Source organism: Kitasatospora sp. NPDC093806 (assembly GCF_040683335.1).
Taxonomy (GTDB): Bacteria; Actinomycetota; Actinomycetes; order Streptomycetales; family Streptomycetaceae; genus Kitasatospora.
The window spans coordinates 23,391-47,991 of sequence record NZ_JBFBDO010000035.1 but is presented as its reverse complement, the minus strand read 5'-3'; the positions used below and the strand labels follow the sequence as shown (position 1 = coordinate 47,991).

Genomic DNA, 24,601 nt, shown 5'->3' with positions numbered 1-24,601 from the left:
GGAAGGTACGAGAACTGGCGTAGGGTCGCGATATGGACGCATCCGAAATCCCGACCGCCAACGCGATGCGGCGCGCCCTGCGCCGGGCCCGGGACGGGGTCGCGCTGGACGCGACCGAGGCGGCGGTACTCCTCCGGGCCCGCGGTGAGGACCTGCGCGACCTGTGCGCGAGCGCGGCCCGGGTCCGCGACGCCGGGCTCGAAGCGGCCGGCCGCCCCGGCGTCATCACCTACTCCAAGAGCGTCTTCATCCCGCTGACCCGGCTCTGCCGGGACAAGTGCCACTACTGCACCTTCGTGACCGTCCCCGGCAAGCTGCGCCGGGACGGGCACGGGATGTTCATGTCCCCGGACGAGGTGCTGGAGGTGGCCCGCCGGGGCGCCGCGCTCGGCTGCAAGGAAGCCCTGATCACCCTCGGCGACAAGCCCGAGGACCGCTGGCCGGAGGCCCGCGAGTGGCTGGACGCGCACGGCTACGACGACACCATCGCCTACGTCCGCGCCATGTCGATCCGCATCCTGGAGGAGACCGGGCTGCTCCCGCACCTCAACCCCGGGGTGCTGAGCTGGACGGACTTCCAGCGGCTCAAGCCGGTCTCCGCCTCGATGGGCATGATGCTGGAGACCACCGCCACCCGGCTCTGGAGCGAGCCCGGCGGCCCGCACTTCGGCTCGCCCGACAAGGAGCCGGCGGTCCGGCTGCGGGTGCTGGAGGACGCCGGCCGCAGCTCGGTGCCGTTCACCAGCGGCCTGCTGATCGGCATCGGCGAGACCCACGAGGAGCGGGCCGAGTCGCTGTTCGCGCTGCGCCGGGTCTCCCGGGCGTACCACGGCGTCCAGGAGCTGATCCTGCAGAACTTCCGCGCCAAGCCGGACACCGCGATGCGCGGCATGCCGGACGCGGAGCTCGACGAGCTGGTCGCCACCGTCGCGGTGGCCCGGCACATCATGGGCCCGTCCGCCTGCCTGCAGGCCCCGCCGAACCTGGTGGACGGCGAGTACGCGCGGCTGATCGGGGCCGGCATCGACGACTGGGGCGGCGTCTCGCCGCTGACCCCCGACCACGTCAACCCCGAGCGCCCCTGGCCGCAGATCGAGCAGCTGGCCGAGCACTCGGCGGCGGCCGGCTTCGAGCTGCGCGAGCGCCTCGCCGTCTACCCCGAGTACGTCCGGCACGGCGAGCCCTGGCTGGACCCGCGGGTGCTGCCGCACGTCCGCGCGCTGGCCGACCCGGAGACCGGCCTGGCCCGCCCGGACGCGGTGGTCACCGGACGCCCCTGGCAGGAGCCGGAGGACCTGCCGGAGTCGTACGGCCGCACCGACCTGCACAGCACCATCGACACCGAGGGCCGGACCGGGGACCGCCGGGCCGACTTCGAGGACGTCTACGGCGACTGGGAGGTGCTGCGCGAGCAGGCCGCCTCGGCCGTCCCCGGCCCGACCGGGTCCCCCGAGCGGCTGGACGCCGAGGTCCGGGCGGCCCTCGCGGTGGCCGCCGACGACCCGACCCGGCTGACCGACGCACAGGCGCTGGCGCTGTTCCAGGCGGACGGCCCGGCCCTGGACGCGCTCTGCCGGATCGCCGACGCGGTGCGCCGCGACGCGGTCGGCGACGAGGTCACCTACTGCGTCACCCGGAACATCAACTTCACCAACGTCTGCTACACCGGCTGCCGGTTCTGCGCCTTCGCCCAGCGCCGCACCGACGCGGACGCCTACAGCCTCTCGCTGGAGCAGGTCGCCGACCGGGCCGCGCAGGCCTGGGAGGTCGGCGCCACCGAGGTCTGCATGCAGGGCGGCATCCACCCCGACCTGCCCGGCACCGCCTACTTCGACATCGCGCGCGCCGTGAAGGAACGGGTGCCCGGCATCCACGTGCACGCCTTCTCGCCGATGGAGGTGGTCAACGGCGCCACCCGGACCGGCCTGTCGATCCGGGACTGGCTGGCGCGCGCCCGGGAGTCCGGCCTGGACAGCATCCCGGGCACCGCCGCCGAGATCCTCGACGACGAGGTCCGCTGGGTGCTCACCAAGGGCAAGCTGCCGGCCGCGACCTGGGTCGAGGTCGTCACCACCGCGCACGAGCTGGGCATCCGCTCCTCGTCCACGATGATGTACGGCCACGTGGACACCCCCAAGCACTGGGTCGGCCACCTGCGGCTGCTGGCGGAGATCCAGCAGCGCACCGGGGGCTTCACCGAATTCGTGACGCTGCCGTTCATCCACACCAACGCCCCGGTCTACCTGGCCGGCATCGCCCGGCCGGGCCCGACCGCGCGGGACAACCGGGCGGTGGTCGCGATGGCCCGGCTGCTGCTCCACCCGCACATCCGCAACGTGCAGACCAGCTGGGTCAAGCTCGGCGCCGAGGGCGCGGCGGAGATGCTCCGCTCGGGCGCCAACGACCTGGGCGGCACGCTGATGGAGGAGACCATCTCGCGGATGGCCGGGTCGGCGTACGGCAGCTACAAGTCGGTCCGGGAGCTGCAGGCGATCGCCGAGGCGGCGGGCCGTCCGCACCGGCAGCGCACCACCACCTACGGCGAGGTGCCGGCCGAGCGGCTGGCCGCGGCGCTGGCCTCGGACGGGCACCTGCCGGCGCTGCTGCCGCTGGTGGACTGAGCGCGGGCGGCGCGGCGGCGGGTCCAGGCCGTCGCCGGAGCGCGAAACCCGGGCGGCCCGACGGCGGGCTGAACAGTGCGTGGCGATCCGGTGGAGCGGGAACCCTGCCTGGCCGTTCGGGCATTCGAATACAGTGCGAGGGCGCGCGACCGGCCGTGCGTCGCGCGGCCCGCCCGCTTCCGGACGAAAGGCGCCCGTCGTGATGCCACTGTGGTCACGCGCACAGCAGCAGGACTACCGCAGCCGGGTGCGGGGCTGTCTGCTCGGCGGGGCGATCGGGGACGCGCTCGGCGCGGGCATCGAGTTCGAGTCGCTGGAGAAGATCCGCGCCGCGCACGGCCCGCGCGGCGTCACCGGCTACGTCCCCGCGTACGGGCGGCTCGGCGCGGTCACCGACGACACCCAGATGGTGCTGTTCACCCTGGACGGGCTGATACGCGCCCACATCCGCCGGGACACCGGCAGCTGGCACCCGCCCACCGACGTCCACCGCGCCTACCTGCGCTGGGCCGTCACCCAGCGGGACTGGGGGCCGGACGAGCGCCGGGCCGACCTCGGCTGGCTCGGCCGCGAGGAGTGGCTGTACGCGCAGCGGGCGCCGGGCCAGGCCTGCCTCTCCGGCCTGTCCGGGCCGGACGCCGAGCGGCTCGGTACCGTGGAGGCGCCGAAGAACCCGCACTCCAAGGGGTGCGGCACGGTGATGCGGGCGGCGCCGTTCGGGCTGCTGACCACCTGGGAGCCGAGCCTGGTGTTCCAGCTGGCGGTGGAGTGCTCGGTGCTGACCCACGGCCACCCCACCGGCTACCTCTCGGCCGGCGCGCTGGCGGTGATCGTCCAGACCGCGGCCCGCGGCGGCACCCTGGAGGAGGGCGTCCACCTGGCGCTCGCCCTGCTCTCCGAGCGGCCGGCGCACGAGGAGACCACGGCGGCGCTGCGGGCGGCGCTGGACGCGGTCCGGGCGGGGGAGCCGTCCGCCGAGCGGGTCGAGGCGCTGGGGGAGGGCTGGGTCGCCGAGGAGGCGCTGGCGATCGGGGTGTACTGCGCGCTGGTCGCGCACGACATCCGGTCCGGGCTGCTGCTGGCGGTCAACCACTCCGGGGACAGCGACTCCACCGGGGCGATCTGCGGCAACCTGCTGGGCGTGCTGCACGGGGACACCGCGCTGCCGTCCGGGCTGGTGGCCGGGCTGGAGGGGCGCGGGGCGCTGCTGGAGCTGGCCGACGACTTCGTGCTGGAGCTGATGCACGGGCCGGAGCTGCACGGCGCGGACACCCCGGAGGGCGCGGCCTGGTCGGCCCGCTACCCCGTCCTGGGCTGAGGCCCGTCAACGGTTCGCTTGACGGGATCATGACCCGGGGCGCACAGATGCCCGTAGCGGTGCCCGCCGCCCCGGGGGAGGACGACGGACACCGCTACGGGCACCTGGGCCGAGCGGCGGTACGGCCCGTGATCAGAACCCGCCGAACACCCCGGCACCGGCCGAAGCGGCGAACGCGTTCCAGGCCTCGGCGGAGAAGCGCAGTTGCGGCCCCTCCGGATCCTTGGAGTCACGGACCGCCACCAGGTCGGTGCCGGGCACCCGGATCTCCACACAGGCGCCGTTGCCACCGCTATGGCTGCTCTTGCGCCAGGCCGTCCCGTTCTCGAAGGTGGTGCTCATCCGTGGTATCCCTCTTCAATCGTCGCTATCAGTGTCCGGGTCTCCGCCACTCCGAGGGCGGCCGCCCGCAGGTGGTCGTAGAGACTGGTATAGCGGCGCACGTCGGCTTCCTTCTCCAGGTAGAGATCGCTCGTCACCCCTTCGAAGTAGACAACCGTGGAATCGGCTGACTCGGGGAACTCGAGCAGGGAGAATGTCCCGGTCATGCCGGGGTGGGCGCCGTGCGAGAACGGGATGACCTGGATGGTGATGTTGGGGCGCTGGCTCAACTCCAGCATGTGCTTCAGCTGGTGGGCCATCACCTCGCGGCTGCCGACCTCGCGGCGCAGCACCGCCTCGTCTATCACGGTCCAGAGGCTGCCCAGCTGGTTCTCGCCGTGGACGCGGTCCTGACGCTTCATCCGGACCTGCACCCGGCGCTGGACGGCGAGCGCGTCGGTGTCCGGCTGGGTGCCCTCGACCACGGCCTGCGCGTACTGCTCGGTCTGCAGCAGGCCGGGGACGAAGGAGGACTCGTAGGCGCGGATCGAGGAGGCCTCCGCCTCCAGTCCGATGTACACGCTGTACGGGGTGGGCATGTCGTTGAAGTCGTGCCACCAGCCGCGCTGCCGGGACTCCCGGGCCATCTCCATCAGGCTGGCCCGCATCGCCTCGTCGCTGACGTTGTAGACGTCGCAGAGGTCACGGACGTCGCGCTGGCTGATGCTGCGACGGCCGTTCTCCAGTCGGCTGATCTTCGACTGGGAGACCATCAGCCGGCCGGCCACCTCCTCGGCGGTCATGTTGAGCCCCTCGCGGAGCTTGCGCAGCTCCGAGCCGAGGCGCCGGCGGCGCACCGTGGGATTGATGTTCGCGGACACGTCGACCTCCGGTCGGACCTCTGGTGATCGTTGGAACGGCAGTCCTCGGAACACTGTGGAAATCGGGATCAACCCCCCTTGCGTTGAGCAGCATGTCACCCCGGATCAGGTCGGCGCCGGGAAATCCCAGGAGCGCAGTAGAACAGATCATCGGATTAGCGCTTCGGCGAGACAGTGGGCACCTCCGAGTGGTAAGGGGCGCCACGGCGCGGTCCGGCGGTGCTGCGGCGGTGTGACGGGTGTGGTGCGGGTGTGGTGTGGACGCGGTCCGGGGGCCGCGCAGGTGCTGGTGGCACGTGCGGGGGCGGTATGCGGCCGGGGGTCCGGGTGGGGGCCGGACCGGCTTTCGGGGGGTATCCGGGTACAGCGGAGGGGCGGTCGCCCGGCGACTTCCGTCGCGGGCGACCGCCCCTTCTCACTGCCGGTTGCTCGGCGCTCCCGTGGGGCGCGAGCTGTGCGGTGTGCGCCGCCGTGCGCGCTGGCGCGCTCCCGGCGGGCGGGTGGTTGGTGACTCCGGCGTCCGTGGGCCCTGGTGGTGCCTCAGCGGACGCCGACGCGGGACGAGGCCGGGACCCGCCCGCCGTTGCCGCTGCTGCCGCCGCGTCCGGCCGCCGACCGCTGGCCGGCCCGACCGCCCGACCCCACCGGGGCCGAGCCCGCCTGGGCGGAACGGTTCTGCTGGCTCGGCAGGCCGTTCTGCACGTCCATCACGGCGTGCGCGACCATCCCGCCCAGCGGGTCGTACCGGATCAGGTCGCGCAGCCGGGACCGCGAGGACCGGCCCTCGTTGCCCGGGTACAGGTGCTTGCCCAGGCCCACCGAGTGGGCCAGCGCGGCGAGCGCGGCCGTCCTCGGGTCCGGCGGCACGCCGGTCCGGATCGCGGTGTCCAGCCGCTGCTTGATCGCGGCGTTGGTGCAGTCGTCGGACGCCTGGTAGCGCGTCGTCGGCAGCACCCCGCACACCTGGCCCGGCACGGCGGTCACCATGCCGCACCGCTCCAGGTGCGCCAGGTAGGTCTGCCGCAGCCCCAGCCGGGGCCCGCCGATCCAGTGCGCGGCGCGTACCGGGCTGCCACGTCGTCGCAGCAGCTCCAGCGCGTGGTCGAGTGTGGGGTCGCCGGTCGGCCGTGGCAGCACCACGGCGATCCGATCGCCCTCCGGAACGATCCGTCCGGCCAGGGACAGCTCGACGAGCTGTGCCCCGGCGAGTCCTAGGTCGAGGGTCTGCGGCTGCGCCGTGGTGCCCGTGGCCGGGTCCAAAGCGAGCAGCAAGAGCTCCTCGGGAACAGTTCTGCGGCTCTTGCCCATCCAAGCCTCCCCGCGTGGATGGGAAACAGCGTGACGCCTCTCACACGGGCTTGTCGAGTACGCCTCCGAATCGTGACCTTGCGATCGAGCCGGGGAACCGGCCGTGGCGGGCCGGACGTCTGACCGTTGAACAGGCCGCGGTGCGGCCGTGCCACGGCAATAACCGCCGGTCGGGCGGGGTGGGGGCGACCGGATCGGTCACCGGTGGCGGAGACTGTACAGGTACACGGGGCGGGGTACCGGCTTCCCGAAATCGGGTTCGCCGGTGCCCCGCCGGGCGTTGAGGAGGCTGGGTTACGTGGGCGAGTCCCCCGACAGGGTGCTGCGGGACGGCGAGCGGACGCGGGAGCGGGACGGCGGACGGGACGGCCAAGGGGCCGGTTCCGCCGCGGCGGTCGGGGCACGGACCTCGACGGCCGCCGACCCGGAGGCCGCGGACGCGGCGGTCACGGACCCGGCGACGGCGGACTCGGCGGCCGGGCAGCCCGCCGGGTCGGCCGGCACGCCGGAGCCGGGCGACGCCGAGGGCTCGTCCGCCGACGGCCCGTCCACCGACGGGGCGTCGACCGATGGCTCGTCCACCGACGGGGCGCCCGGACCCGTCCGGCCCGGCTCCACCGTGCAGCTGCGCGTCCGGGATTCGGACGTCCGGACGACCATGCTGCGGATGCCGGTGGACGAGGCCACCACCGCCCTGCGGCTGCCCGTCGACGAGGCGACCACCGCCCTCCGGCTGCCCGCCGAACTGCGCGGGCCCGCCGGTGCCACGGCGAGCGGTACGGCCGACGCGGCCGCGCCCGCGGCACCGGTCCGCGCGACCGGCGTCGACCCCCGTCTCGCCATCCGGACCGAACCGGCGGCCCCCGCCGACCGCGCGGACCGGACCGGCCGCGCCGACCGGAGCGACCGCGCCGAGCGGACCGATCGGGCAGCGCAGGGCGGTCGGACGGACCAGGCCGGGCCCGGGGCGCTGCCCGAAGGGCCCGCGCCCACCGAGAAGTTCGAGAAGCGGGACAACCCGGAACGGACCCGGGCCCTGCGCGTCCTGCGCGCCCCCGCCACCCCGGCCGCCGCTGCCGCCACCCCGGCCGTCGCCGCCCCCGGCGCGGGCACCGTCCCGGAGCCGCCCGCCCCGCAGCCGCTGCCCGAGCCGGACCCCGTCCCGGCGCCGGTCCCCGAGCCGCACCCGGAGCCCGAGCCCACCCCCGACCCGGAGCCGCTGCCGACCCCCGGGCCGGCGCCGAAGCCCGCGCCCAGGCCCGCTCCCGTCCCGGCACCCGAGCCGCTGCCCACCCCCGACCCGCAACCGGTGCCGCCCGCGCCGCCGCTGCCGCGGCCGGAACCGCTGCCCGTCCCCGAGCCAGTGCCGGCGCCCTTCCCGGAGTCCACCTCCGAGGCGCTGGACGTGCTGGCCACGCTCAACTCCCGCCCGGTCTCGCCGCTGCGCCGCGCGCTCAAGCGGATCACGATCTGGACCCTGCTCCTCGCCGTCCTGCTCGGCGCGGCGGTCACCGCGCAGCTGCTCCGCCCGCTGCCGGACAACAAGGTGAGGCTGACCGCGGCTGGCGGCTACGGCTTCACCGGCGACCCGCTGGACCTCGCCTGGCCCGCCAAGGGCCAGTCCGCCGCCGAGGTGGTCGGGGTGGGCGGCCTGGGCAGCTCCGGCCCGGAGACGCCGGCCTCGATCGCCAGCGTCACCAAGGTCATGAACGCCTACCTGATCCTCCAGGCGCACCCGCTCAAGAAGGGGGAGAGCGGCCCCAAGATCACCGTCGACAAGCAGGCCGCCCAGGAGTCCGGCAACGTCGACGAGTCCCGCGTCACGCTGACCGAGAACCAGCAGATCAGCCAGTACCAGGCGCTGGAACTGCTGATGCTGCCCTCGGCCAACAACGTGGCCCGGCTGCTGGCCCGCTGGGACTCCGGCTCCGAGGAGGCGTTCGTCAAGAAGATGAACGACACCGCCGCGAAGTTCGGCATGACCAACACCACCTACACCGACCCGGCCGGCTACAACCCGGACACCAAGAGCACCGCCAAGGACCAGCTGAAGCTCGCCGGACAGGTGATGCAGGACGAGGTGTTCCGGCAGATCGTCTCGACCCCGGACACCAACTTCAACAACCAGAAGATCTCCAACACCAACACGCTGATCTCCCCGAAGAACGGCATCATCGGCGTGAAGACCGGCTCCAGCACCCCGGCCGGCGGCTGCCTGATGTGGGCCGCCTACAAGGAGATCGCCGGTGTGCGGCGGTTGATCCTCGGCGTCACCCTGGGCCAGCCGGCCACCGCCGCCGAGCCCAGCATCCTGAAGATCGTCCAGACCGTCAGCGCCAAGCAGATCCAGGCCGCCCAGAACGGGCTGACCGGGCAGACCCTGGCCAAGCAGGGGGACGTGGTCGGCCGGGTCGAGGACGGCCTCGGCGGCACCGTCCCGGTGGTCGCCGCCCAGGACCTCACGGTGGCCGGCTTCCCCGGCATCACCGGCACCCTGGTGCTGGACCCGCTGAAGATCGCCCACCACCTGCCGGCCGGCACCAAGGTCGGCGTGCTCCGCACCGGCGAGGGCGACAACAAGGTCGAGGTGCCGGTGGTGCTCCAGGCCGACCTGGCCCCGCCGTCCATCATGGACCGGCTGACCCGGGCGCTCTGAGGCGTCGCCCCGGGTGGGGCGGGACACCTCCCGCTCCACCCGGAGCCCCTTCGCTCCTCAGAGCCGCGCGCCGCCCCAGCGGCCGGGCGCGGTGCGGGTGCCCAGCAGCCGCGCCACCGGCTCCTCCTCGGCCAGCACCCGGCCCAGCGCGATCGCCAGCGTCAGCCCGGTGAACATGACGATCAGCCAGGACAGCCCGGTGAACACCACCCCGTACGCGCCGAACTGGCCGATGCTGCGGGACATCGCGCCCGGCAGGTAGAACCGCGAGGCCACCCCCAGGGCGACCACCGCCGCCCCGCACAGCACGGCCCCCGGCAGCAGCGGCAGCCAGCGCACCCGGGCGCCCAGCAGCAGGTGCTGGGTCCACCACCACAGCACCGTCGAACCCAGGAAGATCAGCGGCAGCCCCAGCCAGCCGCCCACGCCGAACCCCTCCCGGACCGGCGTCTGGAACACCATCCAGACCAGCCAGACCGCCAGCCAGACCAGCCAGCGCCAGGCCGCCACCCGGGTCCCCGCCTTCGGCAGCTCCCAGCAGCGCTCGCAGACCCGCTGCATCGCCCGGCTCAGCGCCGTCGCCGACAACAGCGTCACCAGCGCGCCGATCACCCCGAAGCCGGCCTCCTGCTCGTGCCCGCTCCCCAGCAGCTGCTGCACCGACTGCGCCGCCTCGCCCTGCAAGCCGAGCTCCTTGCGGAGCGAGCGCAGCACCCCCTCCCGCACCGCCGCCGGGGTGAACACCGCCACCACGAACAGCGCCGGCAGCGCGCTCAGGAAGGCCTGGGCGGCCAACCGGGTCGCGCAGTCCAGCAGATTGACCCGGAGCAGCTGGCGCAACGCCCGCCCCACCAGCGGCACCTGCTCGGGCAGCCCCCGCCCGAACTCGGCCAGCTCCGCCGACCGCCGCCTCCACCGCGCCTTCCACCCCGCCCGCCGCCCGGCCGGCTGCTCGCTCACGGGTCCGTCCTCCCGACCTGGTCGCCGTGCTCCATGGTCACCCGACCCCCGCCCACCCGCATCCGCTACCAACAACCGTCCGCGTACCGATCCGCTAGGCTGTCAGCGGTCGTCCCCGCCTCATTAGCTCAGGGGATAGAGCACGGCTCTCCTAAAGCCGGTGTCGCAGGTTCGAATCCTGCATGGGGCACAGCACGAACGCACGCCGCAGGCCCTCCGCCCGGATCCGGGTGGAGGGCCTGCGGCGTTCTCGTGGTCGGGGGCCGGGCGGGTGAGGGGGTGTCAGCGGAGGAGCTCGTCGGGGTGGTCGGCGGCGGGGTCCTCGGCCGGGGCTCCGGTGGGGCGGGGACGGTGGGTGGGGGAGACCAGGACGCGCTGGACCCGGGGGCGGGTGCGCCAGTTCACCCGGCGGACGTCGCGGGCGAGGGCGCCGGGGCGGACGAGTTCGACCAGGACGGTGACGGTGCCGAGGACGATGCCGGCGGCGAGCCAGCCGCCCAGGACGTCGCTGGGCCAGTGGACGCCGAGGACGACCCGGGAAGCGCCGATCCCGAGGACGGTCAGCGCGGCGATCGAGCAGGCGGTGATCCGCCCGGCGCGGCGGGCCCGGGGCCAGAGCAGGCCGACCAGCACGGCGCAGGTGATCGCCGAGGCCATCGCGTGGCCGGAGGGGAAGGCCGGACCGCCGGCGTGCGAGACCGGGTCGGGGAAGTCGGGGCGCTGGCGGTCGAAGGCGAGCTTCAGCGCCCACTGACCGGCCCAGCCGATCAGGGTCTGGGCCACCACCCAGCAGGCCAGGGTCCGGGCGCCGATCAGCCAGAGCCAGCCGGCGAGCAGGCCGAGCACGGTGCGCATGGTGATGGTGCCGCCGATGTCGGAGAACATCTGCACCGAGGCGGTGGTGACGGTGTGGTCGGTGGCGTAGCGGTGCAGGGAGTCCACCAACCCGTGGTCGAGCCGGGAGAGCGGCTCCCAGCCGGTCTGCACCAGGGTCGCCAGGGCGGCGAACAGCGCGGCGCAGCAGACCGCGAGTGCCGTGTGCCGGAGCAGGTGGCGATCACGCGGGGTGATGGTGGGCGAGCTGTTGGTCAGGTGCATGGCTGACACCTTCCCAGTCGCCCGCACCGATCGAGCACTGTGGTGATAGCGATTTGGCATCTTTTGTGCGGAGGACGTGCGCGCGCTCGGGCGTGGGCGCGGTCCGCGCGGGAACGCGGGTGGTGTCCGCGGGGTTCAGTGGAGGGGAGGGGCGCGCGGGGGTGCGCCGCGACGGTCCCGGAGTGAGCTCCCGCCGGTGCCCGGGTGGTCACGCTCCGTGCGGACGCGGGGCGAAAACCGGCAGGATACTGCATCATCGGAAGAATCCTGAGCGACTTGGGAATGTTGTCCGGATTCTGTTCGTTGGATCGTTACGTGCGAGGCCCCGCGGGGCCCCCACTTCTTGCCTGTCGGGGCAGGCAGGAAGACCTCGGCAAATCCAGCAAAGGGAGCAAGCATGGCCACCCGTGCCGTCGTTCGCGACAGGGCCGACCGGACTCGCGCGGCCCGCCCGACCAACCTTGAAGCCGACCGTGACCTGGTCGGCATGTACCTCGACGAGATCGCCAGGACGCCCCTGCTCGATGCCGCCGAGGAGGTCGAGCTCTCGCTGCGGATCGAGGCCGGCGTGTACGCCCAGCACCTGCTGGACGGCGACGAGCTCCCCGAGGGCATGCGGCGCGAGGAGCTGGAGGCGATAGCCGAGGACGCCGAGCGCGCCAAGGACGTCTTCATCCGGTCCAACCTCCGTCTCGTGGTCGCCGTGGCCCGGCGCTACCCGCGCAGCGGGCTGCCGCTGCTGGACCTCATCCAGGAGGGCAACGCGGGCCTGGTCCGCGCGGTCGAGAAGTTCGACTACGCCAAGGGGTTCAAGTTCTCCACCTACGCGACCTGGTGGATCCGGCAGGCGATCACCCGGTCGATCGCCGACCAGTCGCGCACGATCCGGCTGCCCGTCCACCTGGTCGAGGAGCTGGGCCGGATCCGGCGGGTGCAGCGGGAGAAGTCCAAGGAGCTGGGCCGGGAGGCGGAGCCGGCCGAGATCGCGGCCGAGCTGGACACCACCGAGGCCCGGATCAAGGACGTGCTGGACTGGGCCCGGGACCCGGTCAGCCTGAACATGTCGGTCGACGACGAGGGCGAGACCCAGTTCGGCGACCTGGTCGAGGACACCGGGGCGACGTCCCCGGAGGACGCCGTGATGGTCATGCTCCGCCGGGAGGAGCTGGACGGTCTGATCGGGCGGCTGGACGACCGGACGGCCTCGATCATCCGCTCTCGGTACGGCATGGAGGACGGCCGCGAGCGCACCCTCACCGAGGTGGGCAAGCAGCACGGCCTGACCCGTGAGCGGATCCGCCAGATCGAGAAGCACGCGCTGGCCGAGCTGAAGAAGATCGCCGACCACGCGGGCTTCGAGGCCGCGTGACGCGGGCGTGAGGGAGAGCGGAAGGCGGGCGTGAGGGAGAGCGGGAGGCGGGTTCGCCGGGCCCGGTGCGGAGCGGGTCCGCACCGGGCCCGCCGTCGTCCCGGCGGCTGCTTCTAGGCTGTAGGAGTCGGGGAGCGGTAGGAACGGGCGGGGGATCGGCGAGCGTGCTGGAGGAGACGGTGGCGGCGGAGGAGAAGAAGACGGTGGAGGAGCAGGCGGCGCAGGAGCGGGCGGCGAAGGCCCGGCTGGTGTTCCGGGACCCGCTGGACCAGCAGTCCGGGGACGACACCGACGCCGGCTGGGGCGAGCGCCCCGGCGCCGGGGCGAGCGGTGGGCGGGGTCTGGACTGGTACCTGAGCCAACGCCCACCGCACCACGGCGACTGATCGCGCGGACGGCCGCGAGGCGGGGGGACTCAGCGGGCCCGGGTGACCAGGGCGTCGCGGATCTCGGTAAGCAGCAGGACCTCCTTGGCCTCGGCCTCGGCCTGGACCTCGGCCAGGGTCTTGCGCCTGGCGGTGTACCGGGTCATCGGCAGGATGAGGCAGAAGTAGACGACGGCGGCGGTGATCAGGAACTGCAGGGCCGCGCTCAGCACGCCGCCCCAGAGGACGAGGATGCCGGAGGTGACCTCGCCGGCCGCGGTCACCTCGCAGGGCCCCTTGAGGCAGGAACTGTAGGACGCGAGGTCCTTGGCTCCGAAGGCGCCGACGATCGGATTGATCACGCCCTTGACGAAGGCGTTGACGATGTTGGTGAAGGCGGCGCCGATGACCACGGCGACGGCCAGTTCGACGACGTTTCCACGCAGCAGGAATTCCTTGAAGCCTTTCATGCCGCGTGAACGACGAAGTCGTTTTCCGGTTACGGGTGATCCTGCCCCCGCTCCGATTGACAACCCGATCGGCCGACCGGGGGCGCCGCTCCCGGTGCCGGCGGGCCCGCCCAGGCCGGGCCGAGGACGAGCGCGCCCGCCGCGAGCAGCAGGAGGGCGGCCGTCGATCCGGGCCTGAGCCGGAGCGCCTGTCGGAGCCGGTGGCGCCGGCCCGCACCGCGTCTGATCGGCGGGAACGCCGGGACCGGCCGGCGCGGCGGAACGCTCGGCGCGGGCAGCGGCGGGATCGCCGGCGGGCGGGGGGAAAGCGGGTGAGCGGAGAGCGGGCTGGTCTGCACGGGTACCTCGCGTGGTCGGCGACTGCTGGTGACCCACACTCTGGGCGGTCCGCGCGCCCGCCGGGATTTTCTTTTCCCCAGCTGTGGACAACCCGGGGCTGTGGACAATCCGTGTCGCCCGGCCGGGTGAATCCATCGGCCGACCGGGTGAGCCGACGCGGTTCCGGGAATGCGAAACGGCCCGCCGTACCCGCGTGGAGGCGGGTCGACGGGCCGTTCGGTGGTCCGTGCTGCCGGAGGTCAGCCGGCCGCCGGGGCCGGGCTCGCGGCGGGGGTCGACGAGGAGGACGAGCCCGTCGTCGAGGACGAGGAGGAGCCGGTGGAGGACGACGACGAGGAGCCGCCGCTCACCGAGCTGCTGGAGGAGGAGCGGCTGTCGGTCCGGTAGAAGCCGGAGCCCTTGAAGACCACGCCCACCGCCGAGAAGATCTTGCGGAGCCGACCCTGGCAGTCGGGGCACGTGGTCAGCGGCTCGTCGGTGAACTTCTGCACCGCCTCCAGGCCGTTGCCGCACTCGGTGCACTGGTACTGGTACGTGGGCACTTGTCTTCCTCCTGGCACTCTCGGCTGATGAGTGCTAACGATCCTCAATGATGCGGCATTCCGCTGGATCAGTCCAGCGACTCGAATGTGAGATGAGTCGGGCCCGGGCCCGGCGGACCGCGCCCGCTCAGCCCTTGGCGGCGCCCACCAGCTGCGGCGCGGCGCTCCGCTCCGGCGAGCCAGCGACCACCTTGCTGGGCGTGCCCGCAGCACCCGTGGCGCCCGCGGCAACCGGCGGAACCAGCAGTCCGCGCAGCGCGACCAGCGTGATCAGCCCCAGCCCGGTGCCGGCCACCGGCACCAGGAACCCGGCCGACGGCCCGTGTCCGTCGATCAGCTGCCCGGCCACCATTGCCCCGACCGCCAGGCCCAGTCCGATGGCCCCGGTCAGCCAGGTGAAGGCCTCGGTCTTGGCGCCGTCCTCGACCAGTGTCTCGACCAGGGTGTAGCCGGTGATCAGGGTCGGTGCGATGGCCAGGCCGCAGAACAGGCCGGCGATGGTCAGCGAGACCAGGTTCGGCATCGCCCACAGGGTCGAGCAGCCGACCACCAGTAGCGCGTAGCTGGCGAGTAGCCGGTGCCGGGCGGCCCGCCGCCAGGCGACCATGCCGTACAGCACACCGGCCAGCATCGAGCCGCCGGCGAAGATCCCGTACACGGTGCCGTTGGCCCCGGGCTGCCCGGCCGCCTCGGTGAACGCGGTCACCGAGACTTGCATCCCGCCGAAGACGGAGCCGACGCCCAGGAACACGCCGGCCAGTAGCCGGACGCCCGGCGAGGCCAGCGCGGAGACTCGCCGCTCGCCCGGCACGGGCACGTGCGGGGCGGGCGCGGTGCGCCGCTGGGCGGCGAAGGCGAGGCCGCCGGCCACGGTCAGCGCGGCCTCGGTGATCAGCCCGGTGGCCGGGTTGACGGCGCTGGCGATCGCGGCGGCCAGCACCGGGCCGATGACGAAGGTGAACTCGTCGGTGACCGACTCGAAGGCGAAGGCGGTGTTCAGCTTGGCCGGCGGCGCGCCGTCGGCCGAGAGCTTGGCCACCCAGCGGGTCCGCGCCATGGCGCCGATCTGCGGCACCGAGGCACCGGCTGCGGCGGTCGCGAGGTAGAGGCCCCAGACCGGGGCGTGCCCGAGGGCCAGCGCGATCAGCGCGCCGACCGAGACGGCGTGCACCGCGACGGTGGGCACCAGGACGGCGGTCTGGCCGAAGCGGTCGGCCAGCCGGCCGGTCTGCGGGCCGATCAGGGCCTGGGCGACGGCCGAGACGGCGGCGGCGGTGCCGGCGGTGCCGTAGGAGCCGTGGGTGTCGCGGATCAGCAGCAGGATGCCGAGGCTGAGCATCGCGTACGGCAGCCGGGCCGCGAAGGCGGGCGTCAGGAACGTCCAGGCGCCGGGCGTGCGCAGCAGCGCGCCGTAGCCGACCCGCGCGGGCGCGGCCTCGGCGGGGTGCTCCGGGGTGCCGGGCAGGGCGTGCCCGGAGGTGGTGTCGTCGACCGTTCGGCGGGCCGTCACGGTCGGTCCTTCCTGCTGCCTGGTAGCGCGGCAGGGCATGAAAAAGCCCCGACGGCGCCGAGAGTCGTCCTCTCGCGCGTCGACCGGGGTAGATACCGGGCCGGCCGGCGTGCTCGCCGAAGGCCGGACCGCGGCCGCCGAGCGGTCGCGCCAACTCTGCATCAGGCAGATGCTGGGGGTGTGTCAACCAGTAAAGCTATACGCGCGTAGATGGCGCGCTTGCCTCCACTGTACAGGGCGGCTCCAAAGTTGTCCCACCCACCTCGGGAGCCGCCCCCGTCACACCCGCCGCCCCCGCCCGCTCAGCCCCGCGAGACCGTTCAGCCCCGCCCGTGCAGCCAGTCGGCCAGCTTGCCGCCCTTGTCCACGGCGCGCAGTCGCCGCTCGGCCGCCTCGCTCACCTCGTCCGTGGTGACCACCAGCAGCTCGTCCCCGCCGCGCAGCACGGTGGCCTTGTCCGGTACGAAGCTGCTGCCCTCGCGCACCACCAGGGTCACCGCCGCGCCGGCCGGCAGCCGCAGCTCGCCGACCTCGACGCCGGACATCCGCGAGTCCGCCGCCAGGGCCACCGACAGCAGGTGCCCGTGCAGCTTCTCCAGCGGCGCCGACTCGATCCCGAGGTCCTGGCCCATCGAGCCCTGGCCGATCCGCAGGCCCTTGGCGACCCAGGGCAGGGTCGGGCCCTGGAGCAGCGTGAAGACCACGACCAGGATGAAGACGATGTTGAAGACCTGCTGCGCCATCGGCGCGCCGGCCACCATCGGGATGGTGGCGAGCACGATGGGCACCGCGCCGCGCAGTCCGGCCCAGCTGAGCAGCGCCTGCTCGCGCAGCGGCAGCCGGAACGGCGTGAGGGTCAGCACCACCGAGAGCGGCCGGGCGAGGAAGACCAGCACCGCGCCGATCACCAGGGCGGGCACCACGGCCGAGCCCATCGTCTCGGGGGTGCAGAGCAGGCCGAGCAGCACGAACATGCCGATCTGCCCGATCCAGGCCAGGCCGTCGGCGAAGCCGCGGACGGCGGGCCCGTGTGGCAGCTTGGAATTGCCGAGGATCACCGCGCTGACGTAGACGGCGAGGAAGCCGGAGCCGTGCAGCAGCGCGCCGCCGGCGTAGGCGAGCACGGTGAGCGCCAGTACGGCGATCGGGTAGAGGCCGGAGGACGGCAGGGCGACGTGCTTGATGCCGTAGGCGCCGATCCGGCCGACCGCGTAGCCGACCGCCAGGCCGATCGCCAGCTCGGCGAGGATGGTGCCGACCAGGACGTACCAGGAGTCCAGCTCCCCGGTGGTGGCGAAGGCGACGACCAGGATGACCACGGGGGCGTCGTTGAAGCCGGACTCGGCCTCCAGCAGGCCGGTCAGCCGGTGCGGCAGCGGGACCATCCGCAGCACGGAGAAGACGGCGGCGGCGTCGGTGGAGGAGACGATCGCGCCGAGCAGCAGGGAGGTCCGCCAGTCCAGGTTGACCAGCCAGTGCGCGCCGGCGGCGGTCACGAAGACGCTGATCCCGACGCCGACGGTGGCCAGCACGGTGGCGGACGGCATCACCGGTCTCGCCTCGCGCCAGTTGGTCTTGAGGCCGCCCTCGGCCAGGATCACCACCAGCGCCGCGTAGCCGAGCACCTGGGTGAGCTCGGCGTTGTTGAAGGTGATGCCGAGCCCGTTCTGGCCGAGCGCGACGCCGATGCCGAGGTAGATCAGCAGGGAGGGCAGCCCGGATTTGGTCGAGATGCGCACGGCGACCACCGCGACCAGCAGGATCACGGAGAACTCGAGGAGCAGCTGGTTCAGGTGGTCGACATTCACGCAGGGGCACCTCGGGCTTGGCGGGGGCGGACGGGGTACCGACAGGGGCGGCGGCCGGGGTCGCCAATTACTCCCCTTGCGGATCGTTACTCAGTCTAACATTTTGCCATATCTTTAGGTTCTCCCGTCACTCGCGTCCCCCGCCCCGCGGTTCTGACCTCCTCCGATCCCACCGTGGGCGTCCCCCGTGCACGTCCGCCAGCCGAGTCGGCCTAATGTGGTGCCCTGTCACGGCCCCGTGCCCTTGACATGTCCGCCCGCCCCCCAGTGAGGACCGCAAGGACCCAGATGCCCCGCTCGAAGAAGTTCCGGCGCGCCCGTCTGATCGTGATCGTGCTGGTCGTGCTGCTGGTGGCCGGCGCCGGCTACGGCGGCTACCGGGGAGTGGCCGCGGTCCGCGCGTCCTTCCCGGAGGTCGACGGCAGCGTCAAGGTGGCGGGCCTGAGCGCGCCGGTCGACGTCAAGCGGGACGCCAACGGCATCCCCCAGCTCTACGCCGACACCCCCGAGGACCTCTTCCGGGCCCAGGGCTACGTCCAGGCCCAGGACCGGTTCTGGGAGATGGACGTCCGCCGGCACATCACCGCCGGCCGGCTCTCCGAGATGTTCGGCGAGAGCCAGGTCGAGACCGACTCCTTCATCCGCACCATGGGCTGGCGCCAGATCGCGCAGAAGGAGTTCGACACCGTCCTCGGCGCCGACACCAAGAAGTACCTCCAGGCCTACGCGGACGGCGTCAACTCCTGGCTCGGCGAGCACCCGGGCGGGGCCTCCGCCTCCATGGAGTACGGCCTGCTCGGCGTCGTGAACGGCGGCTACAAGCCCGAGCAGTGGTCCCCGGTCGACTCGGTGGCCTGGCTCAAGGCGATGGCCTGGGACCTCTCCGGGAACCTCCAGGACGAGATCGACCGCTCGCTGCTCGCCCAGGACTTCAGCCCGGAGAAGATCGCCGAGCTGTACCCGGACTACCCGTACGCCCGCAACGGCACGATCGTGAAGACCGGCACCGTCAACGGCACCGCCTACAAGCCCGGCGACGGCTCGGCCGCGCCCGGCGCCGTCGGCACCGCCACCGCCCAGGGCGCCGCCGCCACCAAGGCGCTGCTCAAGGGCGTCACCGACCGGGTCGACGCGCTGCCCGAGCTGCTCGGCCGCAACGGCCAGGGCATCGGTTCCAACTCCTGGGTGGTCGACGGCAGCCACACCACCACCGGCAAGCCGCTGCTGGCCAACGACCCGCACCTCGGCCCCGGCCTCCCCTCGGTCTGGTACCAGATGGGCCTGCACTGCCGGACCGCCTCGCCGACCTGCCAGTTCGACGTCTCCGGCTTCACCTTCGCCGGGATGCCCGGCGTGGTCATCGGCCACAACAAGGACATCGCCTGGGGCTTCACCAACCTCGGCGCCGACGTCACCGACCTCTTCCTGGAGAAGGTGACCGGCCCGGAGACCTACCTGGTGGACGGCAAGGAGCTGAAGTTCGAGCTCCGCAAGGAGACCATCAAGGTCGCCGGCGGCGAGGACCGCACCATCACCGTGCGCACCACCCAGACCGGCGCCCCGCTGATCTCCGACCCGAGCACCGAGCAGCAGAACGTCGGCAAGTACGCGCCCAACGGCGGCTCCGCCCCGGACCGCGGCACCACCGGCTACGGCGTCGCCCTCCAGTGGACCGCGCTCATCCCGGGCAAGACGATGGACGCCGTCTTCGGGCTGAACCGCGCGCGGAACTGGGAGGACTTCCAGAAGGCCGCCGCCGACTTCGCCGTCCCGGCCCAGAACCTGCTCTACGCCGACGCCAAGAACATCGGCTACCAGGCCCCCGGCTACATCCCGGTGCGCGGCAACGGCGACGGCCGCTCCCCGGCGCCCGGCTGGGACTCCTCCTACCAGTGGAAGAAGGACCCGGTCCCGTTCGGCGCCCTGCCGTGGAGTCTCAACCCCGCCAGCGGCTACATCGTCACCGCCAACCAGGCCGTGGTCGACCCGTCCTACAAGTACTCGCTGACCAAGGACTGGGAGTACGGCACCCGGGCCAAGCAGATCACCGACCAGATCGACGCCCGGCTGAAGAACAACGGCAAGATCTCGCCGGACGACATGCAGGAGATGCAGCTCGACAACACCAGCGTGCTGGCCAAGACGCTGGTCCCGATGCTGCTCAAGATCCAGATCGACGACCCGTACGTGCGCGAGGCCCAGGACCTGCTGAAGGACTGGAACTACCACCAGGACGCCGACTCGGCCGCCGCCGCCTACTACAACGGCGTCTGGCGCCAGCTGCTCACCCTCGCCTTCGGCCAGAAGTTCCCGGCCGACCTGCGGGCGAAGGAGAACTGCCTGCTGGTCCGCGAGCAGGCCGACCCGACCAAGCCGGACAGCAAGACGAAGATCGTCACCGAGTGCGGCACCAGGGACCCGGGCAAGGCCCAGCCGGACGGCGGCGACCGCTGGACCGAGGTCGTCCGGCAGCAGCTGGAGAAGCCCGACAGCGGCTGGTGGACGTACATCGACTCCGAGCACAAGGAGCAGAAGGGCCTGGACAACCTGCTCGCCGAGGCGATGAAGAACGCCCGCCAGGAGCTCACCTCGCTGCTCACCAAGGACGTCTCCACCTGGAGCTGGGGCCGGCTGCACAAGCTGGAGCTGCGCGAGCGCACCCTCGGCTCGGACGACTCCTCGCTCGCCTCCGGCGTGGTCCACAAGCTGCTCAACCGCGGCCCCTACCGCCTCTCCGGCGGCTCGGCGGCGGTCGACGCGACGGGCTGGAACGCGGCGGCCGGGTACCAGGTGGACTGGGTCCCGTCGATGCGGATGGTGGTCGACCTGAGCGACCTCGACGCCTCCCGCTGGATCAACGTCGGCGGCGCCTCCGGGCACGCCTTCCACCCGAACTACAACGACCAGACCGACCTCTGGCTCAAGGGCAAGCTGCTGACCTGGTCCTTCTCGCCCGACGCGGTCGAGAAGAACGCCAAGCACAAGCTGACGCTGACCAACGGCTGACGAACGAGGCCAAGACGGCCCCGCGCACCCGGAACCCCCGGGGCGCGGGGCCGTCGGCGTACGCCCCCGGGGGTCCGCCTCACCCCAGCTCGTGCGGGCCCGCCGGGGTCACCGCGAGGTCCACCGGCCGGTCGTGCGGCTCGGCCGGCACCCGCTCCAGCAACTCGTGCTCGTACAGCAGCACCGCCAGCACCGGCCGCGCCCCGGCCCGCGCCAGCCGGGCCAGCACCCGGTCGTACGAGCCGCCGCCGCGGCCCAGCCGCAGCCCCCGGCGGTCCACCGCCAGCCCCGGCAGCAGCACCAGCCCCGCCCCGGTCACCGCCTCCGGCCCGAGCCGCTCGCCGACCGGCTCCAGCAGCCCGCGCCCGGCCGGGGCCAGCGCCTCCGGGCCCGCGTACTCCGCCCAGTCCAGGTCGTTGTCGGCCAGCAGCACCGGCAGCAGCACCCGCACCCCGCGCGCCCGCAGCGCGTCCAGCAGCGGCCGGGTGCCCGGCTCGGCGCCCACCGACACGTACGCGGCCACCGTGGCACCCGGCCCGGCCAGCGCGTCCGCGTGCCCGGCCAGCGCCTCGGCGGCCCGCTCGCGGTCCCCGGCCGGCAGCGCCCGCCGCCGCGCCAACAGCCGTGTCCTCAGCTCGCCCTTCTCGTTGTGCATGGGATGGTCCACCGCTCCTCCACCGCTCGCCCTCTACCGCTCCGGACCCCTGACGCCTGCGCGACCGGGACGCCCAGAGCCTGACACGCGGAAGGCCCGCCCCCGATGTCCACCCCGCTGCTGGTCCAGGCCCTGGCCGTGCTGAGCGCCCCCGCGCTGGCCGGCGCCGCCGTCCTCGGCGTCCGGCTGCGGCGCGGCGCGGCCGGCGCGGCCGAGCGCGAGGCCGGGCTGCGCGCCCGGGTCGACGAGCTGGAGACCCGCTGCGCCGAGCTGGAGCGCACCGCCTCCTGCGACCCGCTCACCGGCGTCTGGAACTACCGGCACGTCCAGCTCACCCTGGACCGGGAGATCGACCGGGCCCGCCGGGCCGAGCAGCACGACCCGCAGGACGGGCCGCGCCCGCTGGCCGTCCTGCTGCTGGAGATCGCCGGCTTCGAGGCGGTGGTGGCCGAGCACGGCCGGGTCCGGGCCGGGACGGTGCTGCGCGACCTCGCCCAGCGGCTCGGCATGGAGATCCGCCGCTCCGACACCCTGGGCCGGTACAGCGGCGAGGAGTTCCTGGTGGTCCTGCCGGACACCGGCGCCGAGGGCGCGGCCCAGGTCGCCGACCGGCTGGTCTGGTCGGTCCGCCGGCACCTGCTGCTGGACTGGTCCTCGGGCGACCGGGAGGGCCGCAGACCGCACGGCAACGGGCTGACCGCCGCGGTCGGCCTGGCCGTGCTGCCCGAGGACGGCGCCCACGCGGCGGTGCTGCTCCGGGCCGCCGACCGGGCGCTGGCGGCGGCCCGCGCGGCCGGCGGCGACTGCTGGCGCGGCGCCGTCCCACCAGCCGTCCCACCAGCCGTCTCCTCCCGGCCGGACGGTGTCTTCGCAGCCGAACGTGACCGTTCGGAAAAGGCGGGTAGTCTGTCGCCCTGTGTCGGAGGGGACCCCCTCGCCCCGCCCGTCACGTCCCCTATGCCTGCCATCGCGGCCGGGTCCGGCGAGGTGCTGCCGAAGCATCGTCCAACTGCACCCGGTCAGGCGAAATACGTGCCTTAGTAAGGTAAACGCATGACGACGACGAACTCCCGTATCCCGGTAACCAAGGCAGTGGTCCCCGCGGCCGGTCTGGGTACCCGCTTCCTGCCGGCCACCAAGGCCACTCCGAAGGAGATGCTGCCCGTCGTCGACAAGCCGGCGATCCAGTACGTCGTCGAGGAGGCGGCCAGCGCGGGCCTGTCCGACATACTGATGGTCACCGGCCGCAACAAGCGCGCCCTTGAGGACCACTTCGACCGCGCCTACGAGCTGGAGGAGCTGCTCGCCCGCAAGGGTGACCAGGACCGCCTCCGCCGGGTCCGCGAGTCCGTCGACCTCGCCAACATGCACTACGTCCGCCAGGGCGACCCCAAGGGCCTCGGCCACGCCGTCTCGGTCGCCGAGCAGCACGTCGCCGGCCAGCCGTTCGCCGTCCTCCTCGGCGACGACCTGATCGACCCGCGCGACCCGCTGCTGGCCCGCATGATCGAGGTCCAGCAGGAGCTCGGCGGCTCGGTCGTCGCGCTGATGGAGGTCGACCCCTCCCAGATCCACCTGTACGGCTGCGCCGCCGTCAAGCCGAACGGCTTCGGCGAGGACGTCTTCCAGGTGACCGACCTGGTCGAGAAGCCGGACACCGCCGAGGCCCCGTCCAACTACGCGGTCATCGGCCGGTACGTCCTCGACCCGTCGGTCTTCGACGTGCTGCGCGAGACCCCGCCCGGCCGCGGCGGCGAGATCCAGCTCACCGACGCCCTGCGCGAGCTGACCACCCGCGACGCCGCCTCCGGCGGCACGGTGCACGGCGTGCTCTTCAAGGGCCGCCGCTACGACACCGGCGACCGCGCCGACTACCTGCGCGCTATCGTCCGTCTGGCCTCCGAGCGCGAGGACCTCGGCCCGGACTTCCGCACCTGGCTGCGCGAGTTCGTCGCCTCCGAGCTGCAGGACTGACACACCGACAGAGAGCGAGCGCGCCGATGACCGGGTCCACGGAGAGCGGTACCACCCCCGCAGCCTGCTGCGACGGCTCCGCGGACCCGGCCCCGGCCGCCCGCCCCGCGTCCCGCCCCGCCGACCGTCCGGACACCCTCTGGACGGTCGACGAGCACCTCGCCGACGTCCTGGCCGCCGTCGGCCCGCTGCCCGCGATCGAGCTCCAGCTGCTCGACGCGCAGGGCTGCCGGCTGGCCGAGGACGTGCTCGCCGAGGGCGACCTGCCGCCCTTCGACAACAGCTCGATGGACGGCTACGCCCTCCGCACCGCCGACACCGACGGCGCCACCACGACCTACCCCTCGGTGCTCACCGTGGTCGGCGACATCGCCGCCGGCGCCGACGAGCTCCCCAGGGTCGGCCCCGGCCAGGCCGCCCGGATCATGACCGGCGCCCCCGTCCCGCCCGGCGCCCAGGCCGTCGCCCCGGTCGAGTGGACCGACGGCGGCACCGGCACCGGCCGCGCCGCCGACGCGATGACCGCCGCCCCCGTCGAGGGCGAGGAGGTCCGGGTGCTGCGCCCGGTCGCCGAGGGCGCGCACATCCGCCGCCGCGGCAGCGACGTCACCGCCGGGGACCGGGTGCTGACCGCCGGCACCCGGCTCGGCCCCGCCCAGCTCGGCCTGCTCGCCGCGATCGGCCGGGCCACCGTCACCGTCCGCCCGCGGCCGCGGGTCGTGGTGCTCTCCACCGGCAGCGAACTGGTCCAGCCCGGCGAACCGGTCGGCCCCGGGCAGATCGCCGACTCCAACAGCTTCACCCTCACCGCCGCCGCCCGGGACGCCGGCGCGATCGCCTACCGGGTCGGCGGCGTCCCCGACGACGCGGCCCGGCTGCGCGCCGTCCTGGAGGACCAGCTCGGCCGGGCCGACCTGATCGTCACCAGCGGCGGCGTCAGCGTCGGCGCCTACGACGTGGTCAAGGAGGTCTTCGCCGAGTACGGCGGGGTGGACTTCCGCCGGCTGCGGATGCAGCCCGGCAAGCCGCAGGGCTTCGGCCGGATCGGCCCCGGCGCGGGCGTGCCGCTGCTGGCCCTGCCCGGCAACCCGGTCAGCGCGTACATCTCCTTCGAACTCTTCGTCCGCCCGGCGATCCGCGCGATGCTCGGCGCCGAGGACGTCCACCGCCCGGTGGTCCGGGCGCACTGCCCGGTCGCGCTGCGCTCGCCGGGCGGCCGCCGGCAGTTCCTGCGCGGCCGGTACTCGGCGGCCGACGGCCTGGTCGAGCCGGTCGGCGGCGCGGAGTCGCACCTGGTCGGCGCGCTGGCCCGGGCCGACTGCCTGATCGTCCTCCCCGAGGACGTCACCGCGCTGCCCGCCGGCGCCGAGGTCGAGGTCGTCCTGCTCGGCTGAGCCGCG

General features: G+C 73.5%; 19 protein-coding genes and 1 tRNA gene. 10 read left to right on the top strand and 10 right to left on the bottom strand.

Translation table 11 applies throughout. The features are described from left to right. The first annotated feature begins 32 nt into the window (after positions 1-32). Together AB0N76_RS18855 and AB0N76_RS18850 are read left to right on the top strand one after the other, a co-directional pair. Complete coding sequence (locus AB0N76_RS18855) at positions 33-2,621, top strand: bifunctional FO biosynthesis protein CofGH (RefSeq protein WP_363558499.1); 2,589 nt, start codon at positions 33-35, stop codon at positions 2,619-2,621. A gap of 202 nt (positions 2,622-2,823) precedes the next feature. Then, positions 2,824-3,939 carry an ADP-ribosylglycohydrolase family protein gene (locus tag AB0N76_RS18850; RefSeq protein WP_363558497.1) on the top strand — a complete coding sequence of 372 codons (1,116 nt, stop codon included), beginning with the start codon at positions 2,824-2,826 and terminating at the stop codon, positions 3,937-3,939. Between the two features lie 132 nt (positions 3,940-4,071). Here AB0N76_RS18850 and AB0N76_RS18845 read toward each other — a convergent pair whose 3' ends face one another. The 3 genes from AB0N76_RS18845 to AB0N76_RS18835 form a co-directional block, all read right to left on the bottom strand. Then, positions 4,072-4,281, bottom strand: a complete 210-nt coding sequence (locus AB0N76_RS18845) for a DUF397 domain-containing protein (RefSeq protein WP_363558495.1) — start codon at positions 4,279-4,281, stop codon at positions 4,072-4,074. Then, positions 4,278-5,141 carry a helix-turn-helix transcriptional regulator gene (locus tag AB0N76_RS18840; protein ID WP_363558494.1) on the bottom strand — a complete coding sequence of 288 codons (864 nt, stop codon included), beginning with the start codon at positions 5,139-5,141 and terminating at the stop codon, positions 4,278-4,280. Before AB0N76_RS18840 ends, AB0N76_RS18845 begins: the two co-directional genes overlap by 4 nt. Before the next feature lie 540 nt (positions 5,142-5,681). Beyond that, on the bottom strand, positions 5,682-6,449 hold the full coding sequence (locus tag AB0N76_RS18835; RefSeq protein WP_363558492.1) for a GPP34 family phosphoprotein: 768 nt from the start codon (positions 6,447-6,449) through the stop codon (positions 5,682-5,684). Between the two features lie 298 nt (positions 6,450-6,747). Here AB0N76_RS18835 and AB0N76_RS18830 point away from each other — a divergent pair, with 298 nt between their 5' ends. Continuing rightward, positions 6,748-9,105 carry a hypothetical protein gene (locus AB0N76_RS18830; protein ID WP_363558490.1) on the top strand — a complete coding sequence of 786 codons (2,358 nt, stop codon included), beginning with the start codon at positions 6,748-6,750 and terminating at the stop codon, positions 9,103-9,105. Positions 9,106-9,162: 57 nt separating this feature from the next. Here the strand turns inward: AB0N76_RS18830 and AB0N76_RS18825 are convergent, their stop codons facing one another. Then, positions 9,163-10,065, bottom strand: a complete 903-nt coding sequence (locus AB0N76_RS18825) for a YhjD/YihY/BrkB family envelope integrity protein (RefSeq protein ID WP_363558488.1) — start codon at positions 10,063-10,065, stop codon at positions 9,163-9,165. A 117-nt stretch (positions 10,066-10,182) separates the two neighbouring features. On the opposite strand from AB0N76_RS18825, the gene AB0N76_RS18820 reads away from it, so the two are divergent. Then, a tRNA-Arg gene (locus tag AB0N76_RS18820) sits at positions 10,183-10,255 on the top strand. A 92-nt stretch (positions 10,256-10,347) separates the two neighbouring features. Here AB0N76_RS18820 and AB0N76_RS18815 read toward each other — a convergent pair. Further along, entirely contained in the window at positions 10,348-11,163 is an 816-nt protein-coding gene (locus AB0N76_RS18815) for a phosphatase PAP2 family protein (protein WP_363558486.1), read from the bottom strand. A gap of 397 nt (positions 11,164-11,560) precedes the next feature. Between AB0N76_RS18815 and AB0N76_RS18810 the strand changes: the two genes are divergently transcribed. Continuing rightward, positions 11,561-12,532 carry a sigma-70 family RNA polymerase sigma factor gene (locus AB0N76_RS18810; protein WP_363558484.1) on the top strand — a complete coding sequence of 324 codons (972 nt, stop codon included), beginning with the start codon at positions 11,561-11,563 and terminating at the stop codon, positions 12,530-12,532. A 203-nt stretch (positions 12,533-12,735) separates the two neighbouring features. Continuing rightward, the gene (locus tag AB0N76_RS18805) at positions 12,736-12,918 is read left to right on the top strand and encodes a hypothetical protein (protein ID WP_363558545.1); all 183 of its coding nucleotides are present in this window, start codon (positions 12,736-12,738) and stop codon (positions 12,916-12,918) included. 29 nt (positions 12,919-12,947) lie between these two features. Here AB0N76_RS18805 and mscL read toward each other — a convergent pair whose 3' ends face one another. The 4 genes from mscL to AB0N76_RS18785 all read right to left on the bottom strand — a co-directional run bounded on the left by mscL (position 12,948) and on the right by AB0N76_RS18785 (position 17,566). Next, positions 12,948-13,367, bottom strand: coding sequence for a large conductance mechanosensitive channel protein MscL (gene mscL / locus AB0N76_RS18800; RefSeq protein WP_363558482.1), 420 nt, complete (start codon positions 13,365-13,367; stop codon positions 12,948-12,950). Positions 13,368-13,945: 578 nt separating this feature from the next. Continuing rightward, positions 13,946-14,248, bottom strand: a complete 303-nt coding sequence (locus AB0N76_RS18795; RefSeq protein WP_363558480.1) for an FmdB family zinc ribbon protein — start codon at positions 14,246-14,248, stop codon at positions 13,946-13,948. 127 nt (positions 14,249-14,375) lie between these two features. Beyond that, complete coding sequence (locus AB0N76_RS18790; protein WP_363558543.1) at positions 14,376-15,713, bottom strand: MFS transporter; 1,338 nt, start codon at positions 15,711-15,713, stop codon at positions 14,376-14,378. A gap of 365 nt (positions 15,714-16,078) precedes the next feature. Further along, on the bottom strand, positions 16,079-17,566 hold the full coding sequence (locus AB0N76_RS18785; RefSeq protein ID WP_363558478.1) for a potassium/proton antiporter: 1,488 nt from the start codon (positions 17,564-17,566) through the stop codon (positions 16,079-16,081). Between the two features lie 288 nt (positions 17,567-17,854). On the opposite strand from AB0N76_RS18785, the gene AB0N76_RS18780 reads away from it, so the two are divergent. Then, entirely contained in the window at positions 17,855-20,572 is a 2,718-nt protein-coding gene (locus AB0N76_RS18780) for a penicillin acylase family protein (protein WP_363558476.1), read from the top strand. A gap of 79 nt (positions 20,573-20,651) precedes the next feature. Here the strand turns inward: AB0N76_RS18780 and AB0N76_RS18775 are convergent, their stop codons facing one another. Further along, positions 20,652-21,227 carry a 5-formyltetrahydrofolate cyclo-ligase gene (locus AB0N76_RS18775; protein WP_363558474.1) on the bottom strand — a complete coding sequence of 192 codons (576 nt, stop codon included), beginning with the start codon at positions 21,225-21,227 and terminating at the stop codon, positions 20,652-20,654. Positions 21,228-21,332: 105 nt separating this feature from the next. Here AB0N76_RS18775 and AB0N76_RS18770 point away from each other — a divergent pair, with 105 nt between their 5' ends. From AB0N76_RS18770 to glp, 3 genes are read left to right on the top strand one after another with little or no spacing between them, the layout of a single operon-like run. Beyond that, entirely contained in the window at positions 21,333-22,268 is a 936-nt protein-coding gene (locus AB0N76_RS18770) for a GGDEF domain-containing protein (RefSeq protein ID WP_363558472.1), read from the top strand. Positions 22,269-22,280: 12 nt separating this feature from the next. Next, positions 22,281-23,201 (top strand): UTP--glucose-1-phosphate uridylyltransferase GalU, encoded by a 921-nt coding sequence (gene galU / locus AB0N76_RS18765; protein WP_363558470.1) that lies wholly within the window; start codon positions 22,281-22,283, stop codon positions 23,199-23,201. Positions 23,202-23,227: 26 nt separating this feature from the next. Next, positions 23,228-24,595, top strand: coding sequence for a gephyrin-like molybdotransferase Glp (glp, locus tag AB0N76_RS18760; RefSeq protein WP_363558468.1), 1,368 nt, complete (start codon positions 23,228-23,230; stop codon positions 24,593-24,595). Positions 24,596-24,601 lie beyond the last annotated feature (6 nt).

Excerpts from the sequence above, each read along its gene's own strand:
- glp (WP_363558468.1), top strand. The coding sequence starts at position 23,228 with ATGACCGGGTCCACGGAGAGCGGTACCACCCCCGCAGCCTGCTGCGAC.
- AB0N76_RS18815 (WP_363558486.1), bottom strand. The coding sequence starts at position 11,163 with ATGCACCTGACCAACAGCTCGCCCACCATCACCCCGCGTGATCGCCAC.
- mscL (WP_363558482.1), bottom strand. The coding sequence starts at position 13,367 with ATGAAAGGCTTCAAGGAATTCCTGCTGCGTGGAAACGTCGTCGAACTG.
- AB0N76_RS18855 (WP_363558499.1), top strand. The coding sequence starts at position 33 with ATGGACGCATCCGAAATCCCGACCGCCAACGCGATGCGGCGCGCCCTG.
- AB0N76_RS18810 (WP_363558484.1), top strand. The coding sequence starts at position 11,561 with ATGGCCACCCGTGCCGTCGTTCGCGACAGGGCCGACCGGACTCGCGCG.
- AB0N76_RS18770 (WP_363558472.1), top strand. The coding sequence starts at position 21,333 with ATGTCCACCCCGCTGCTGGTCCAGGCCCTGGCCGTGCTGAGCGCCCCC.
- AB0N76_RS18850 (WP_363558497.1), top strand. The coding sequence starts at position 2,824 with ATGCCACTGTGGTCACGCGCACAGCAGCAGGACTACCGCAGCCGGGTG.
- AB0N76_RS18780 (WP_363558476.1), top strand. The coding sequence starts at position 17,855 with ATGCCCCGCTCGAAGAAGTTCCGGCGCGCCCGTCTGATCGTGATCGTG.
- galU (WP_363558470.1), top strand. The coding sequence starts at position 22,281 with ATGACGACGACGAACTCCCGTATCCCGGTAACCAAGGCAGTGGTCCCC.
- AB0N76_RS18775 (WP_363558474.1), bottom strand. The coding sequence starts at position 21,227 with ATGCACAACGAGAAGGGCGAGCTGAGGACACGGCTGTTGGCGCGGCGG.
- AB0N76_RS18835 (WP_363558492.1), bottom strand. The coding sequence starts at position 6,449 with ATGGGCAAGAGCCGCAGAACTGTTCCCGAGGAGCTCTTGCTGCTCGCT.
- AB0N76_RS18845 (WP_363558495.1), bottom strand. The coding sequence starts at position 4,281 with ATGAGCACCACCTTCGAGAACGGGACGGCCTGGCGCAAGAGCAGCCAT.